This window comes from Protofrankia sp. CiP3, from assembly GCF_917627345.1.
In the GTDB taxonomy this organism is placed as follows: domain Bacteria; phylum Actinomycetota; class Actinomycetes; order Frankiales; family Frankiaceae; genus Protofrankia.
Genome location: NZ_CAKJTM010000102.1, coordinates 1 through 14,688 on the forward strand (window position 1 = coordinate 1; position 14,688 = coordinate 14,688).

General features: G+C 69.6%; 10 protein-coding genes. 8 read left to right on the forward strand and 2 right to left on the reverse strand.

Features of this window, described 5'->3' with window-relative positions:
- Positions 1-549 precede the first annotated feature (549 nt).
- The gene (locus MJ797_RS22295) at positions 550-2,967 is read left to right on the forward strand and encodes a BTAD domain-containing putative transcriptional regulator (RefSeq protein WP_239340738.1); all 2,418 of its coding nucleotides are present in this window, start codon (positions 550-552) and stop codon (positions 2,965-2,967) included.
- A 42-nt stretch (positions 2,968-3,009) separates the two neighbouring features.
- Here the strand turns inward: MJ797_RS22295 and MJ797_RS22300 are convergent, their stop codons facing one another.
- Both MJ797_RS22300 and MJ797_RS22305 read right to left on the reverse strand, forming a co-directional pair.
- Complete coding sequence (locus MJ797_RS22300) at positions 3,010-3,591, reverse strand: helix-turn-helix transcriptional regulator (protein WP_239340748.1); 582 nt, start codon at positions 3,589-3,591, stop codon at positions 3,010-3,012.
- A gap of 85 nt (positions 3,592-3,676) precedes the next feature.
- Positions 3,677-5,047: a hypothetical protein gene (locus MJ797_RS22305; protein WP_239340751.1), complete on the reverse strand. Its 1,371-nt coding sequence runs from the start codon at positions 5,045-5,047 to the stop codon at positions 3,677-3,679.
- Between the two features lie 261 nt (positions 5,048-5,308).
- Here MJ797_RS22305 and MJ797_RS22310 point away from each other — a divergent pair, with 261 nt between their 5' ends.
- The 7 genes from MJ797_RS22310 to MJ797_RS22340 all read left to right on the forward strand — a co-directional run.
- Positions 5,309-5,605: a WXG100 family type VII secretion target gene (locus MJ797_RS22310; RefSeq protein WP_239340754.1), complete on the forward strand. Its 297-nt coding sequence runs from the start codon at positions 5,309-5,311 to the stop codon at positions 5,603-5,605.
- 96 nt (positions 5,606-5,701) lie between these two features.
- On the forward strand, positions 5,702-10,090 hold the full coding sequence (locus MJ797_RS22315; protein WP_239340757.1) for an FtsK/SpoIIIE domain-containing protein: 4,389 nt from the start codon (positions 5,702-5,704) through the stop codon (positions 10,088-10,090).
- Between the two features lie 56 nt (positions 10,091-10,146).
- Positions 10,147-10,425, forward strand: a complete 279-nt coding sequence (locus MJ797_RS22320) for a hypothetical protein (RefSeq protein WP_239340760.1) — start codon at positions 10,147-10,149, stop codon at positions 10,423-10,425.
- A gap of 17 nt (positions 10,426-10,442) precedes the next feature.
- Positions 10,443-11,837 carry a hypothetical protein gene (locus tag MJ797_RS22325; RefSeq protein WP_239340779.1) on the forward strand — a complete coding sequence of 465 codons (1,395 nt, stop codon included), beginning with the start codon at positions 10,443-10,445 and terminating at the stop codon, positions 11,835-11,837.
- 89 nt (positions 11,838-11,926) lie between these two features.
- Complete coding sequence (locus MJ797_RS22330) at positions 11,927-12,658, forward strand: hypothetical protein (protein WP_239340781.1); 732 nt, start codon at positions 11,927-11,929, stop codon at positions 12,656-12,658.
- The gene (locus MJ797_RS22335) at positions 12,658-13,284 is read left to right on the forward strand and encodes a hypothetical protein (RefSeq protein ID WP_239340785.1); all 627 of its coding nucleotides are present in this window, start codon (positions 12,658-12,660) and stop codon (positions 13,282-13,284) included. The genes MJ797_RS22330 and MJ797_RS22335 overlap by 1 nt, the downstream gene beginning before the upstream one ends.
- Positions 13,285-13,964: 680 nt before the next feature.
- The coding region (locus MJ797_RS22340) for a GAF domain-containing protein (RefSeq protein ID WP_239340787.1) at positions 13,965-14,688 on the forward strand (724 nt) is incomplete at its 3' end.

The window sequence follows — 14,688 nt, forward strand, 5'->3', positions numbered from 1 at the left end:
CGAGCCTAGCCAGCGATCGCATGAAATACATCACATATGCTCGAATTAGGGCGCATAGGAATAACGGTGTAACTCTCCGAAAGTGAAGATGTGCCGTGAATGACGCACCAGCCGAAGATCGGCTGGTGCGTCATTCACGGCCGGGGCGGATGGCCTGCTGGCGCGGCTGGCGAAGCGCACGGGTGGGCCGCCTGGCGTCATCCGGCCACGGTCAACGGATGCGTGCCGGGCGCTCGCGGACCCGCATCGAGGCAGGCGCCGGTAGCCGCGGGCCCCGCGGCGCCCCCGCGGCCGGCCCCATCCGCAATCTCCAGCTGGAGACCTCCTTACGGGGACCCCTGTTCGGAGCTATCCGCGGCCATCGGTCCTGGCGCAGACTGCGGACTCGGATAGCCACCATTACGACTGTTTTCACCAGGCAAGACATATTATGTCCGTATATCAGCTGTATTTTTCATTTACGGTGATATAGGGCTGGGCCGCTCGGCGTTCGTCGGCGCCAGGTCTGGGATTGCTCGCGTTGGGACACGAGGTCATGGGGTAATCGTCATGGACGACGGCAGCCTGCGGGTTGAGACCCTCGGGCCACTCACCGCCTACGCCCAGGGCCGGGAGCTTGCTCTCGGTCCGCCGAAGCAACGGGCTGTGTTTGCCGTCCTCGCGCTGAACGCCAACATCGTCGCCGCGCGAGACGATCTGATCGACCAGATCTGGGGCGAGTCATCGCCCGCCACCGCGGCCGGCAGCCTGCACACGTACGTGTCCGGACTGCGCCGGGTACTGGCCGGTCTGGGAGATCCGCTGACCAGCTCCGGATCGGGCTACATCCTCCGGCTCGACCCCGTGCGGGTCGACGTGGGGCTGGTCGAGCGACTTGCGGCACGGGCCCGCGCCAACAGCTCCAGGTGTGACCCGATCTCCGCGGTCACCGCCCTTGACGAGGCGCTGGCCTGCTGGCGTCCGGGTTCTCCGCTGGGCGGCCTGCCGGGCCCGTTCGTTGCCGAACACCGCGCCCGAGTAGCAGATTTGCGTCTTCGGCTGCTCACGGAACGCGCGGAACTTCTGCTGGACCTCGGCCGGCCTGACGATGTGGTAGCCCAGCTGAGCGGACAGGTACAGGCCAATCCGTACCATGAACGGCTGCGGGCCCTGTTGATAACGGCGCTGCACCATAGTGGCCGGACCGCCGACGCGCTCAGGGAGTACCAGACGCTCCGGCAGCTGCTTGCCGAGGATCTGGGGATCGGCCCCTCGGCCGAGCTCCAGGCCCTGTATGTCTCGATGCTGGCGGACGATCCCGCAACCTGCCCGGCCTCCGCAAGGACGTCGCTCCAGGACGCGGTCGCCGCACCCCTGCGACCGGCGCAGCTGCCCCGCGACGTCGGCTGCTTCATCGGTCGCGCCGCGTCGGTCCTGCAGGTGCTGAGCGCATCCGCCACCGAGGACGGGGCCGACGCCACGGCCCCTGGTACCGGCTCACCGCGGATTGTGATGATCGTCGGAGTCGGTGGGATCGGCAAGACGGCGCTGGCCGTGCGCTGCGGCCGCCTGCTGTCCGCTGGTTACCCTGATGGCCAACTGTATGTGAACCTCCGGGGCTTCGATCCCAAGCACCCCGCGCTGTCCCCGGCGGAGGCGTTGCACCAGCTGCTCGCCTCCCTGAACGTCAGGATGATCCCGGCCGGCCACGACCAGCGGGTCGCGCTGTGGCGCAGCACGGTTCGGGACAGGAGCCTGTTCATCGTGCTCGACAATGCCGAATCCGCCGACCAGATCGAGGATCTCCTGCCGGGCGGTGGCCCTTCCTTCGTCGTCGTGACCAGCCGTAACCGGCTCAGTGGTGTCGCGGTCCGGCACGCGGCCCGCCGGATCACACTGTCCCCGCTGACGGCGGACGAGTCGGTCGACCTGCTCTCCGGCGCGATCGGAAGCGCCCGGGTCGACGCCGAGCGGCCGACGGTGCGGCGGCTCGCCGCGCTGTGCGACCATCTGCCGCTGGCGCTGCGGATCGCCTCGGAGCAGCTGACCGCCAGGCCGCACGCCCGGGTCGCCGACCTTGTCGCGGACCTGGAGGACGCGCAGCGCCGGCTCGACGCCCTACAGATTCCGGACGACGAGCTGTGCTCCATGCGCGCTGTGCTCTCCTGTTCCTATGCCCGGCTCGACGCCGGAGCGGCGCACGCGTTCCGCATGCTGGGTTTGTTCCCGGGGGTGAGCATCGTCCCGGAGGCAGCCGCGGCCTTGTTCGACCTGCCGCTGCCGGCGGCGACCACCGCGCTGCAGCACCTGGCCGCCCAGCACCTGGTCGAGGTTTCCGGCAGCCGTTACCGGATGCACGACCTGACCCGGATCTACGCCGAGGAGCTGTCCCACAGCGGTGAGATGACCGGGTCGCGCCAGCCGGCCCTCGAGCGGGTGCTGCACTGGTACGTCCAGACGCTGACGCCGGACCGCGCCTCGAGCGGGATCGAGCTGCCCTGCACGCCCGGTATCGGAGCCCGCCACGCACCCCTGCGCTTCGGTGCCCGGGAAGAGTCCGTGGCCTGGTGCGTGCGGGAGTGGGGCAATCTCGCGCCGCTCGTGCGCACAGCGCACCGGACCGGTCGTCACGACCAGGCCTGGCAGCTTGTCCATCTGCTGTTCGACTACTTCTATGCTGCCGGGCAGCCCTGGGACTGGGTCGAGACGCTGCGGATCGGGCTGCGTAGCGCGGAGGCGATCAAGGATCGGCGGGCCCAAGCACTGCTGCTCAACCAGCTGAGCTTCGCCTGCTCCCGGCTGAGTCAGCACAGCCCGGCCGCCCGGCCGTACGCCCAGGAGGCACTGGAGCGGGCTCGCCGAGGCGAGCCCGAGTGCCGCACGGACGGTTGTCTCGATGATTGCCGCGAGCCGCATGCCGAGCCCGGCGGGCTGGGAGAGGCCACCGTCGGCGCGGATTCTCCCAGCGTCTGGGACGTCGTCCCCTGACCAGCCCCGTTCCTTGATCTATATCCCTGTTACTGGCCGCTTTCAGGGCGTGCCGTCCGCCGGCCTTCCCTGGCTGCGCTGCCAGATCAGGACCGCCTCGACCCGGCTGCCCGCGCTCAGTCTGCTGAAGATCCGGTTCAGGTGGTTCTTCACGGTTTTTTCGCTGACCTGGAGCTGCGCGGCGATCTCGGAGTTGCGGGCGCCGCGCGACACCAGGCTCATCACTTCGCGCTGGCGCCGCGACAGCGTGTCTACCGGGTTATCGGCGTCGGGGTCCGCTACCAGCGCGAGTTGTCGCCCTCCTGTCGGGCGGAGGCCGGCCCGAGGGTGGTCACTGACCTCGACCACGTTCAACTGATATTCCGCGCAGAGGCGGCGGGATGCCGCGGCGTCCGCCCAGGGGGCGGGGCCTGCTGGCCGGTGCAGCGCGGCTCTGACCGCGGCTGGGTCCGCCGGCGCCGCGTTCGCCGCCGGCGAGACCGTGACCTCGACATACGGTAGGCGGTCGATCTCCACGGCCAGGCCCTTGCTCGCGAAGACCTGCCGGATCCGGGCAAGGATGTCCGGGCTCGTGATGGCGATCCGTACGTGGCTGGCGCCAGCCGGAACAGTGACGGCTGTCATGCGATCAGCGTGGCGGAGCCGGCTCCACGTTTTCTTCACGTCCTGTCCACAGCCCGGCGAACCTGCTCGAAGCGTCGCCCCCTGCTCAGACCGTGGCTGGTCGTGGCTGGTCGAGCGCGAGGCCGGTGCGGACCGGGTCCGGCAGGAAGCCCGTCTCCAGCCAGCCGTCCGGCTGGACGGCGAGCTGCCAGCGGGCATCCTTCGGGCCGCCCAGCACGACCACCGCCCACGCCGGCTTGGCCTGGGCCGCCAGCTCGTTCAGCCGTTGCAGGTCACGGCCGCCTGGCGCGTGCGCGACGAGGACGACGCCGTTGCCGCCCTCGGCCAGGTTGTCCCACAGCTGCTCGACTCCAGGCACCGACAGCGTGCCGGGCGGGTGCGCATCCACGTCCGCGGTGCCGAAGCCGGCACGCAACACGGTGATCTCACGGGACCAGGGGTTGGTGGCGAGTTCGCGTGTCCATGCGTCGGCCATCCGGCGCTGCATGGCGGCTGTGCCCTTGATGGCGATGAGGCCGCGGGCTTCGACCAGGTTGAGCAGGACACGGCCGTCGCCCATGTTCCCCAGGGTCACCAGGTGCGGGTAGGGATCCGGCCGCCCGTCATCCATCGGCGCGTATTGGAGCCCGCGCAGGGTCGCGACCCAGGTCCGTCCCTCGTCCTCGACGCTCCAGCCAGTCGGCGGCAGCTCGTCCGGCGCCGACAGGCGCAGCCGGATCTGCTCGCCGTCCACGACGACCGCGTACACACCTGGCAGCGACCGGTTCTGCTGGGCGCAGGCGGTCGCGAGAACCCGCAGCGACCGGTCGACGACCCAGGCCGCCGACGAGTCGGGCGGCGCGGTTGTCACGGTGCGCGTGCGGCGCGGCCGGTTCGGCAGCGGCAGCCGCCCGGTGCGCCAGGCCCAGACCGCCGCCGCGGTGAGGGCGAGCACGATGACACCCAGCAGGCCCCAGAGCGCCAAGGCCATGCCCGAGAGCTTCGAGCCGGCCCGCGGCGTCGAGGACTGCGCCGGCCCGGAGCGTGCCGCCCCGGGCTGCGCGCCCGGTGCCGCGTTGTGCGACGAGGGCACGATCAGCGGCAGCGGGCCGATGCGCACGCCGTCACCCTTGGCATCCGCGGGCAGCTGCAGCACCCAGCCCGGTTTGATCACTTCGGGCCGCTCGACCCGCAGCCCGTCCGGCTCAAGGCGGCCCTTGTTCAAGTTGAAGATCTCCGGTGCGCGGTTCCCGGTACCCAGGAAGCGCACGGCGATCTCGAAGAGGAACTCGGGCTGGCCGTTGAACTGCGTATCCACGATGTAGTACTTCACGGGCCTGGCTGCCGGTGGCCGGCTGGGCGGCGCGGCATGGGCCGCCTGCTGCCAGCCGATCAGCGTCGCGAGAACGACAAGCAGCGCGGCCAAGGCCACGACCGCGACGCGGACAGATCGAACCAGCCGGGCGGGGATGGACATCGGAATCCTCACGTGAATACCTGACCTGAATATGCGCCGGGCGCGATCGCTCGACGAAAGCTCGTCGGCGGAGATGATTCGGGCAAGTCTCAGATCCTGTGTGGCGCTCCCATGCGGCGTCAACGGAGCCGGTGGGCCTACGGGCCCACAGAACAGCGGAATTCTGGACCGCCGCAGCCGCGCACGGTTAGCGTCCACATTCGTTCGCAGACCGACGCTGCCGGCGTGAGGCGCCGTGGCAGTTCTCGAAGGGAACCCAGGATGCCAAACCTGAACGTGACCTATCAGGACATGCATGACGCCGCCGGCAAGCTGACCACCGGCAAGCAGGAGATCGAGCACAAACTGCACGAGCTCAAGTCGCTCGTGGACAATCTGGTCAACGGTGGCTATGTCACGGACAAGTCGTCCAAGGCCTTCGACCACTGCTACACGGAGTTCAACGATGGCGTGACCAAGACCATTGATGGCCTGGACGGGATAAGCGACTACCTGAACAAGGCCGCACAGGCGCTACAGGACACCGATACCCAGCTCGCCAGCGCCATCCAGAAATGATCCGTATCCCCGGCGAGGAACGAGCACAGTGACCCGGCACCCGCGCCGGCCGTGGGCTGGCGCGGGTGTACCGGCCCGAGCATCGGTCAGGCGTCCATGAGAGTCGTCGTCACCCTCTGCCAGTCGCGCGGTGACTGGCAGAGGGACTACGTCATCGAGGCGGACCCGGCCACGCCGCTGCGCGACATCGTCGCGGTGATGCGCGAGCAGGTCCATGCGGCCGCCCTCGATCCGGACGCCTTCCACCTGGGCGACCAACCGCTCGACTTGGCCCAGACCCTGGGCGCCAGCGGCATCTTCGACGGCTCGGTACTGTCCGTCGACGGCCCGGCGGGTGGCGCGCGCCGTAGTATCGGGCTGGTCACCGTCCGGGTCGTGGCCGGTCGGGATGCCGGCACCGTCACCAGGCTGGGTGCCGGGGAGTTCATTCTCGGCTCCGACCCCCACAGCGCTGTCCGCCTGGGCGATGATCTGCCGCCGGCGGTGGTTGCGTGCACGGTGGGCCTGGACGCGAGGATCCAGGTGTGCGCGCTGCCGGGCATGACCAGCACGACCACGGAACTTGAACTGAACCGTGAGCCGTTGCCCGCGGTACCGACCTGGTGGCCGCCCGGGGTGCAGCTGCGGATCGGCCCGTCGCTGATCGAGGTGCACCCGGTCCGCGCGCCCGACGCGGTGATTGAGCCCGAGCCGGACGGCGGGTGGCTGAACTACAACCGGCCCCCGCGCATCCTGCCGCCTGAGCGCAGGACCACCTTCAAACTGCCGGTGCAGCCCAAGCCCTACGTGGGCAGCCCGATGCCGTGGGTCGCCGCGGCCTTGCCGGCGATGTTCGGCGTCCTGATGGCGACCTTTTTCCACAACCCCATGTATCTGCTGGTCGCCACGATGTCGCCGATCGTCATGCTGGCCAACGGTGTCACCGGCCGCAGACAGGGGAAGAAGAGCTTCCGACGGCAGCTCGCCGAACATCGGGAGCTCCTGGCCACGGTCGAGGCGGACATCGCGGCCGCGCTCGAGGTGGAGAAGGTGGACCGGCGCCGGGCCAGCCCGGACGCGGCCGAGCTGCTGATCACTGCCACCGACCCGCGCAGCCGGCTCTGGGAGCGGCGCCGGACCGACCCCGATCACCTGCTGGTCCGGGTGGGTACCGCGGACCTGCGCAGCCGGGTCCGCGTCGAGGACATGGCCGAAATGGAACACCGCCGCGCCGCGGACAGGGTGGCGCCCGACGTCCCCGCGGCGTTCTCCTTCACCGTCGCGGGCGTGGTCGGGGTGGCCGGCCCCGGCGAGCGGCCGCGCCTGATGGCGCGTTGGCTTGTCGGGCAGTTGGCCATCCTGCAGAGCCCGCGGGACCTGCAGATCTATCTGCTCACCGACAGTGACGGCGAACGCTGCTGGGAGTACGCCTCCTGGCTGCCGCACCTGCGCCCGTTGCTCGGCCAGGATGCGCTCACCCTGGCTGGCATCGACGCCGAGACGCTCGGCCGGCGCGTGGCCGAACTGACCGAGCTGGTCACGGCCCGGCGGCGGTCCCGGCTGGACGCCCGTTCGGACGCCATATTCGCTGACCCGGACATCCTCGTCGTCCTGGACGGCGCCCGGCGGCTGCGGGCCATCCCCGGCGTGGTCACGCTGCTACAGGACGGCCCCGCGGTCGGTGTGTACTGCCTGTGCATCGGCTCTGACGAGCGGACTCTCCCGGAGGAATGCGCCGCGGTCGTCCTGAGCGGGCAGGGCGGGGAGACCACGCTGCGCCAGCAGCGGTCCGCCGACGTCACCGGGATCCGGACCGACGAGATCGACCCGGGCTGGTTTGACCGGGTCGGCCGCGCCCTGTCGCCGCTGCGGGACGTCAGCGAGACGCAGAACGACTCCGCTCTGCCACCAGCCGCCCGGCTGTTGGACATCCTCTCCCTCCCGGATCCCGACGCGGCCTCGCTGATCAGTCGCTGGGCACTGTCCGGCCGGAGCACGAAGGCGCTGCTCGGGATCTCGTTGGACGGTCCGTTCGCGCTTGACCTGGTCGCCCACGGACCACACGGTCTGGTGGCCGGCACCACCGGTGCCGGCAAGTCCGAGTTCCTCCAGAGCCTGGTGGCCTCGCTCGCGGTGGCGAACAGACCGGACGCGATGAGCTTCGTGCTCGTCGATTACAAGGGCGGTGCCGCCTTCAAGGACTGCGTCGATCTGCCGCACACCGTCGGCATGGTGACCGATCTGGACAGCCACCTGGTCGAACGGGCACTCACCTCGCTGGGTGCTGAGCTCACCCACCGGGAGCACCAGCTCGCCGCGGCCGGCGCCAAGGACATTGAGGACTACCTCGACTACGCGTCCCGCGGGACGCGGCTGGCTCCGATCCCGCGGCTGCTCATCGTCATCGACGAGTTCGCCTCGATGGCCCGTGAGCTGCCGGACTTCGTCAGCGGCCTGGTCAACGTGGCGCAGCGGGGGCGTTCGTTGGGAATCCACCTGGTGCTGGCCACGCAGCGCCCTTCCGGGGTGGTGTCACCGGAGATCCGGGCGAACACCAACCTGCGAGTGGCGTTGCGGGTCACCGACGCGGGGGAGAGCTCCGACGTCATCGATGCCCCCGACGCCGCGACCATCTCGGCCGCGACCCCGGGCCGTGCCTACGCTCGGCTTGGCCATAGCTCGCTGCTGCCGTTCCAGAGCGGGCGGATCGGCGGCCGGCGTCCGATGGGCACCGCCACGATCCGGTTGCCGGACCCGGTGCTGAGGCCACTGCGGTGGGCGGACATCGGGCAGCCGGCGCCCAAGCCGCAGCGGTCCGCCGGGGAGACCGACGTCGCCACCGACCTGTCCGTTCTCGTCGCCGCCATCCGCGCGGCCAACGACCGGCTCGGGCTGCCTCCGCAGCGCCGGCCCTGGCTGCCCCCGCTGCCGGAGCACCACGTCGTCACTTTTGCCGACCGCGACGGTAGCGACGGCACCGCCATCCCCGCGTTCGAGTGGGCCCTGCAGGACCTGCCGGCCGAACAGCTTCAGGTCCCGGCCACAATCGACATGGCGACCTTCGGCCATTTCTACGTGATCGGCGCGCCGCGGTCGGGCCGCTCCCAGGTGCTGCGCACGATCGCGGCTTCAGCGGCCAGCGTGGCCAGCTGTGCTGATGTGCACCTTTTCGGTCTGGACTGTGGTAACGGCGCGTTGCTGCCTTTGGTGAAACTGCCGCACACCGGGGCGATCGTGCAGCGCAGCGAGACTGAACGGGCGGTCCGGCTGCTCGGCCGGCTGTACGAGGAGACGCTGCGCCGCCAGCAGCTGCTCGGTCAGGGCGGCTTCGCCGATGTCACCGAGCAGCGCCGGGCCTCGAACGCCGAGGAGCGGCTGCCGCACCTGCTGCTGTTGCTCGACCGATGGGAAGGGTTTATCGGGACGCTCGGCGAGCATGACGCCGGCGCGCTGACCGAGAAGATCCACACTTTGCTGCGCGAAGGGGCCAGCACCGGGGTGCACCTGGTCGTCACAGGCGACCACAGCCTCCTGTCCGGCCGGATGAGCTCGCTGTGCGACGACAAGATCTTGCTGCGGCTGACCGACCGGACCGACTTCAGCCTGGCTGGCCTGAACTACCGTAAACTCCCTGAAACCATCCCGCCTGGCCGTGGCTACCGGACCGGCAGCGGTATCGAGACCCAGGTCGCTCTGCTGGCCCATGATCCCTCCGGTCCGGCCCAGGTCGACGCGCTGAACGCGCTGGCGACCCGGCTGACCGAGCGCGAGCGGGACACCCCGCGAGACCGCCGCCCGTTCCGGGTGGCGGTCCTGCCGAAGAACCTGGTCATTGAGCAGGCCTGGGAGTTCCTGCCAGCGGACGGCGACCGGCCGATGTGGGCAATGGTCGGCGTGGGCGGTGACGATCTCGTCGCGGTCGGGGCTGATCTGCTCCGGGACCAGCCCACGTTCCTGGTTGCCGGGCCGTCCCGCTCCGGGCGCAGCACCGTCCTGTCGGTGATGGCGGAGTCGTTGTTGCGCAACGGGACCGAGCTGGTGATCGCGGCTCCCGCCATGTCGCCGCTGCGCGGTCTGGACGGCCGTCACGGGGTGCGAGCAGTGATCACCGAAGACGGTCCGACCGAGGAGCTGCTGGCGCCGCTGCTCGACCCGGACGGCAAGGATGTTGTCCTGATCGTCGACGACGGCGAGCTGCTGCGCGACGCGCCGGGCAAGGACTACCTGCGCGGTTACGTCCGGGGGGCGGCGAGCAACCGCCGAGGCCTGATCCTGGGTGGGAACGCGGCCGAGGTGGGCAGCGGGTTCACCGGCTGGCAGGTCGACGTGAAGAAGAACCGGCGCGGCGCGCTGCTCTCACCACAGAACATGACGGACGGCGATCTGGTCGGGATCCGTGTCGCCCGCTCCAGCCTGTCCAGCCAGGTCACGCCGGGGCGCGCCCTCGTGCACTTCGGGAACGGTGATCTGATCACCGTGCAGGTGCCGGCCATCGGAGCCGGCTGACCGGCTGATTGCTCTGTTGCTCTGTTGATCCGGCTGTTGGGAGAGGACGGTGCACCGTGCCCGATCTGGTGGTGACAAGCGATCTGGACGCCATCCGTGACGGTCTGAAGATCCTGGTCGACGAGTTCGCCGGCGCGCTCGACTTCGAGAACGATTCGGCGGGCATCTGGGGCCAGCACAACGCTGAGAGCTCCATGGGTGACTTCGCCGACAACTGGACGATCCACCGGGACAAGATGACCGAGCGGATGAAGAAGCTCAAGGACACGGTGGAGAAGGTCGCCGATCAGTGGCGAGACGCCGACGAAAAGCTGAGCGAAGCCTTCCAGCAGTAAGAGCGAGGTGACAGAACATGAGCGCACGTAACGAGCTGGACTGGAACCTGCTTGATCTGGACAGCGATCCCGTCCCGGGCGATCCCGAGCGGGTCAGCGCCGCCCAGCGCCGGTACGCGAACATCGCCGCGACCATTCACGAGACGGCCGGCCGGCTGCGCAAGGTCGCCGAGGCTCACGAGCTCGTCGGGAAGTACGCCGACGCGATGCAGTCCAAGGCCACGGATGTGATCAGCGACCTGACCAAGGCGTCCGGCCGTTATGACGCGGTCGCCGAGGCTGTCGGGGTGTACCAGCCGGCGCTGCTGAGCGCGCGTGACGAGAGCGCCGCCGCCGTCCGCGACGCCGAGGACGCCAAGGCGAGCCAGACCAAGGCGCAGGCTATGCCCGATCCCTCGGCCAACCGTCCACCGGATGCCGCGCCCCTGACCCAGAGCGACCAGGACGCGATCAACGCCCGCGGCAAGGCGATCTCCGCCGCGGACGATGCCCTGGCCGCGGCCAAAACCCGGCTCCGGAAGGCGGTCGACGCGCTGGACACGGCCGGCCGTGCGCTGGAGCAGGCCGTGAGCGCGAACCGGTTCAAGGACGACCATCTCACGGACACCTTGCTGGACAAGTTCAATGCCTTTCTCAAGGTGCTCGTGAAGGTCCTGCAGTGGGTCGGCATCGCCCTGGCCGCACTGGCGATGATCTTTCCGGGGGTCGGCCTGTTGGTCGCGATCGGCGTCGCCGTAGCGGCGGTGACCCTTATCGCGGACATCGTTCTGATCGCGCAGGGGGAGACCAGCTGGTTCGAGCTGGGGATGGCGGTGGCCGGGGTCGTCCTGCTGGGCGCTGGGAGCCTGATCGCCAAAGGCCTGCAGAACCTGGGCAACCAGATCCGCGGGGTGCTCGGCCCCGCCCTCCGCAGCTTCGCGGCCCCGCAGATCGATGAGGCGTTCGCGGTCGAGATGCAGACCTACATGGCTGGCGGCACCACCAGGACCGCGCAGGAGCTACTCGCCGAGCGCAATGCCGCGATGGCCGCGGCCAACACCGAGGGACGCACCGCCGGGGGGCTGCTGCCAGAGGAACCGCAGTGGTGGCAGTTCAGCCGGCCGGGCTACCTGGCATCCATCGGCCGGCAGCTGCGCGACAACAACATCTTCACCCTGCTGAAGAACGGCACCTTCCTGTCGAGTTACCCGAAGCTCTTCGCGGGCGTCGACATCGTCGCGGCCCTGCGTGCGATGGGGAGCGTCGCGGGCCGGATCCCCGGCGCCGGCATCGGCGCCCCGTCTGCCTGGTTCTACGCCTTGGCCGGTGGGTCCACCTTCCTCGGCTATGCGACATTCGGGCTCGGTCTGGCCGGCCAGCCGGTCCCCTTCATCCCCGGCGACACCCACCGCCTCCCGGGCGTGGACACCTAACTAGACAGCTAGCTAGATGGCTAGACAGCGGCGGCAGCCACGGAAACCCGGTGGGACACCGCGTGGTGGCACAGGACAGGAGCGAGCGGATGACCGGGACGGACGACGACATCATCGAGGTGCCCTGGCAGTGGTTCTGGGTGCCTGCGCCCGGAGAGGATCTCGCCGCGGAGGCCAGGTGGCTGACGGCGACGGCAGCCGTCTTCGACCGCTGGCTGGCCGAGCGGCGCCAGACCCTGCTCACCACTGAGGAAACCGGCGGCGAGAGAGCCGACGATAATGACGATGCCGGCAGTGGCGCGGGCAGCACCGGAAGCCTGCTGGCCCAGGATCTGTATGGCCGCGCTGGCGAACTGCCGGCTGGCGGGCGGCTGGTCTGGGGGGTCGGGTTTGACGCCGACGGGCCACGATGGTGGCCGGTCCAGGTCGTTGTCGAGCGGCTCGGCAATGTGATCGGTAGCCCCGACTATCTGCTCGACCTGGTCGGCGCCAGGACCCTGATCGACGGCGTCGCCCCGAACGTCACCTATCTGTCGACCGCCTTCGGTGACGGCCTGCGGGTCGTGCGGGCCGAACGCGGCCCGGCGGACCGGGTCAACGCTCTCATCCAGGCCGCGATCCGGATCGAGTGGCCCGCCACGGCGGGCGGTCCCGCGATGAGCTCCGACTTCCTGCTCACCACACGGATCTGGGACATGTCCCTGGCCGCTGTCGCCGGCTCGGGGGTGGATCTGCTGATGCGGCAGATGGCCGACGCCGGAGCGCCGGCACCCGCGGACGGGACACCGGACAACCGGCCGACCGAACTGGTGGAGAACTGATGACCGTCCTGGACTTCGAGCTGATGCTTCCAGAGGGATGGGTCATCCTGTCCACGGAGGATCACCAGCGGGCTCAGACCGACGCGGCGATCGAAAAGATCATCATGCTGGTACTGCCGAGTGACCTGCCGCGTGACAGCGTCGAGCCGTGGCGGCGGGAGCTGCGCCGCCACCTCACACACGCCGTGGACGAGGCCCGGGAGACGGGCGCCCGGTCGGTGGGGCTGCCGATCGCCCCGATGGACGGCGTCGTCATTCCCGCCTCGTTCTGTACAGCCGTGGTCGACGACCCCGACGTCAAGGACGCGGAGCAGCTGCTGGCCGGGCTGCTGGCCGACGCTGGAGCGGACGGCTCCTTCCACGAGATCGGCGATGGCCCGGCCGTGCGGGTGGAAAGCGTCGTCAGCGAGCAGGGACCAGGCGGTTCCTACGCCGGTCCGACCCGGCGGGTGGCCTACTACCTGCCCCATCCCGACGTCGCCGGATGCTGGGCGGTCACCACGTTCACGACACTCGCCGACGGTGACCCGCGCAGCCCGTTCGCGGACGCGCTGGTCGTCTTGTTCGATGCGATCATGTCGACCATGCGCTGGCGTGAGGCCGAGGTGGCCGGCGCGCAGCGGTAGGTACGAACGTCGGCGAGAGTGGACGCGTTGCTGCCACCGCCGTCACGCTCGGGGCGAGCCGGGCGGCCGGGCGTTGAGCTCAGAGCGCCCTCGAGCGCCTGAGTTCCCGCCGGTGGGGTGGTCAGCCGGCGGGAGCGCTGTCATGCTGTAGATCTTTGTACTATGATCAATCGGCATCGATATGTGTATGCCCAGCTTATGGGGGTGCTGATGCCGCGAGTGTCTCGGAGCGGGCAGCGCGTCGCCTCCCGAGCCGGGCAATACGTCACGAGATATGGCAATCAGCCTGGATGGTGAGCAGAGGGCCGGTAATGTTACGGCGATGCTTCGTACTGAGCACGGCTTGGCCGTTGTTGGCGCGGCCATACCGGCATGCCTTCCTTGCCTGGGTGCGGCAGCCCACCGAGCAGTACCGCGACTGCCGTACCGTCCCCGCGTACACCACAGGTCTTCGATGGGCTCTGCCGGTGATTCGGCGTGGGGGCGGTTCTGTGTGGTGAGCGGCGCTCTACCGCTGAGGATCCGGGCGGCAATGCGTGATCGATGCGCTACGGGCGCCAGCCCGCCGGGACGGTCGAACGGGCCCTGACCCGACTCGCGGGGCAGGCCGCCATCCGTCTTGCTGACGGGCCTCGACCTGCCGTCGCCGGACTGAACCTGACAGCCAGGAGGACCCCTACATGAGGAAACTCGGACGTATAGAGACAGACATCGAGGAGGCGATGAGTGGCGGGGGGCCGCGCTGGCCGAGGCCTGCCGAGGTACGCGAGGCGGGGCGTCGCAGGCATGCCGCGCCCGTGCCTGATGTGCTGCTCAGCCTCGACGAGGAGTACGGCGCGGTCCTCGCGCTGCTCGATCGCTCCGCGGCGATCGAGCGCATGGTCGTCGGCGCCCCGGAGTCGGCCGGGGTTGACATGGCGTGGGTCGGTGAGCCGGCCGGCGTCGACCAGATCGTGCTCGGTCGCGGCGTCAATATGGCAACCGAGGTGCTGAACGGCATCGTCGTGCCGGTCGGGGCCGGGCTGGGCGGCAAGGTCCTGACCGCTCGCCGCCCGCTGTGGGTCAGCGACTACTATGGGTCCTCCGAGATCACGCACGACTTCGCGCCACAGGCCGCGGCCGAGGGCATCAAGGCGATGATCGCGGTGCCGATCATGCACGATGGCCGGGTACTCGGTGTTCTCTACGGCGCCAACCGCAGCTGGACACAGTTCGGTGACCGCAGCGTGCAGGCTCTCGAGCGGATGGCGGCCCGGATGGCGACAGCGCAGATCGTCGCGGAGCGCACCCAGCACGCGGCCGACGTCGCCGCTCACGAGGAACGCCGCCGGCTTGCCCTCGAGCTGCACGACAGCGTCGGCGCGATGCTGTTCACCCTCGGTGCCGGCATCCGCAGCCTCGGCG

Coding starts and splice junctions, on each gene's coding strand:
- MJ797_RS22305 (WP_239340751.1), bottom strand. CDS start 5,047: ATGTCCATCCCCGCCCGGCTGGTTCGATCTGTCCGCGTCGCGGTCGTG.
- MJ797_RS22310 (WP_239340754.1), top strand. CDS start 5,309: ATGCCAAACCTGAACGTGACCTATCAGGACATGCATGACGCCGCCGGC.
- MJ797_RS22335 (WP_239340785.1), top strand. CDS start 12,658: ATGACCGTCCTGGACTTCGAGCTGATGCTTCCAGAGGGATGGGTCATC.
- MJ797_RS22325 (WP_239340779.1), top strand. CDS start 10,443: ATGAGCGCACGTAACGAGCTGGACTGGAACCTGCTTGATCTGGACAGC.
- MJ797_RS22330 (WP_239340781.1), top strand. CDS start 11,927: ATGACCGGGACGGACGACGACATCATCGAGGTGCCCTGGCAGTGGTTC.
- MJ797_RS22295 (WP_239340738.1), top strand. CDS start 550: ATGGACGACGGCAGCCTGCGGGTTGAGACCCTCGGGCCACTCACCGCC.
- MJ797_RS22300 (WP_239340748.1), bottom strand. CDS start 3,591: ATGACAGCCGTCACTGTTCCGGCTGGCGCCAGCCACGTACGGATCGCC.
- MJ797_RS22315 (WP_239340757.1), top strand. CDS start 5,702: ATGAGAGTCGTCGTCACCCTCTGCCAGTCGCGCGGTGACTGGCAGAGG.